The sequence below is a fragment of the Bacillus sp. (in: firmicutes) genome, assembly GCF_031983925.1.
Taxonomy (GTDB): Bacteria; Bacillota; Bacilli; order Bacillales; family Bacillaceae_G; genus Bacillus_A; species Bacillus_A pacificus.
Genome location: NZ_DALYZR010000001.1, coordinates 998,473 through 1,000,204 on the forward strand (window position 1 = coordinate 998,473; position 1,732 = coordinate 1,000,204).

Sequence of the window (1,732 nt, forward strand, 5' to 3'; positions counted from 1 at the left end):
AACAGGGGCAACAGGAGTAACAGGAGCAACAGGAGCAACAGGAGCAACAGGAGTAACAGGAGCAACAGGGGCAACAGGAGCAACAGGAGCAACAGGAGTAACAGGGGCAACAGGAGTAACAGGAGTAACGGGAGTAACAGGGGCAACAGGAGCAACAGGTCCAACTGGAGTTATTGGCCCCATAACAACAACTAATTTATTATTTTACACTTTTTCAGATGGAGAAAAACTTATATATACAGATTCAGATGGGCTAGCTCAATATGGTACAACTCACATATTATCTCCTGATGAGGTTTCGTACATTAATCTGTTTATTAATGGAATACTTCAACCACAACCATTATATCAGGTTAGTACTGGTCAGCTAACTTTATTAGATAATCAACCACCATCACAAGGTTCTTCAATTATTTTACAATTTATCATTATTAATTAAAAAAGACAGATTCTTAAATAAAAAGGATCTGTCTTTTTGCTCTACATTAAAGTAGTTAAAACTAAGTGACGATAAATTCAATTGTAATTGGAATTCCGCCGTCTAATGCATCTCCGCCAGGAATTGTAATAGCACCAGTAGGTCCAGTAGTAACACTGGAGTTCACACTAGGTTGAAGAATGCCGTTTACATATAAGTTATAATACGTAAAAGTCGGAAAAGCAGTTGCAGTAGTACCAGCATCGTTTAAACAAGCTGTAGCAGCAATTGCAAAAGCTGCACCAGTTCCGGTTCCAGCTCCTAGTGTAGATGTGAATCTTCTGGATGCCATAAATGGTTGAATAATTGGCAATTAATTTTCACTCCCTAAATTATTTTTTGAACAAAGTATGGGATAACTTGTCCAATATATTGTATGAAAGTTTTTGATAATAGAAACGGCTTCATGATAATAGAAGGAACACAATTTTAGTAAAGGTATTGTTGTTAATTGGTGGTTATATGACAATGTTTAGTTTTTATACTCAAGTTAAAATGTGCTTTTGAACCTAAGAGATAAACGTGGAAAAATAAAATAAACTCTTAAGTTTAGGTGTTTAATCTAAGCAGTCAATTATTAAAAACATATAATTAATATGTGAGTCATGAACATAATTAAATAACTTTTTAAAGTTTAATTATCATTCATGTTTCCTATTTTAAGTGAATTAAACCTATGCACAATTGTATAGCTCTTATAATAGGAAGACACTCAAATATAAAATAAGTAAGGAGGAAATAAATGTCACATAATAATTGTTTTGGTCATAATAACTGCAATAATCCGATTGTGTTCACTCCAGAATGTTGTAACAATCCACAAACAGTTCCAATTACTAGTGAGCAATTAGGTAGATTAATTACTTTACTAAACTCTTTAATTTCGGCAATTGCAGCGTTTTTTGCAAATCCAAGTGATGCAAACAGATTAGCTTTACTCAATTTGTTTACTCAGCTATTGAACTTACTAAATGAATTAGCACCTTCTCCAGAAGGAAATTTCTTAAAACAATTAATTCAAAGTATTATTAACTTACTACAATCTCCTAATCCAAATTTAGGTCAATTACTTTCTTTATTACAACAATTCTACAGTGCTCTTGCACCATTCTTCTTCTCATTAATTATTGACCCTGCAAGTTTACAACTTTTATTAAACTTATTAACTCAATTAATTGGTGCTACGCCAGGAGGCGGCCCAACAGGTCCAACAGGTCCAACAGGTCCAGGAGGAGGAGCAACAGGTCCAACAGG

3 protein-coding genes are annotated in these 1,732 nt (G+C 34.2%); 2 read left to right on the forward strand and 1 reads right to left on the reverse strand.

All coding sequences use genetic code 11. From position 1 onward, the window contains the following. A partial coding sequence (locus RTP99_RS05225; protein WP_312364444.1) for a DUF4183 domain-containing protein occupies window positions 1-439 on the forward strand: 439 nt, incomplete at its 5' end. A 61-nt stretch (window positions 440-500) separates the two neighbouring features. On the opposite strand, the gene RTP99_RS05230 is transcribed toward RTP99_RS05225, so the two are convergent. Then, complete coding sequence (locus tag RTP99_RS05230; protein ID WP_001121647.1) at window positions 501-791, reverse strand: DUF4183 domain-containing protein; 291 nt, start codon at window positions 789-791, stop codon at window positions 501-503. Window positions 792-1,220: 429 nt separating this feature from the next. Between RTP99_RS05230 and RTP99_RS05235 the strand changes: the two genes are divergently transcribed. Beyond that, window positions 1,221-1,732, forward strand: a 512-nt coding sequence (locus RTP99_RS05235) for a collagen-like repeat preface domain-containing protein (RefSeq protein ID WP_048532862.1), incomplete at its 3' end; no start/stop codon positions are given.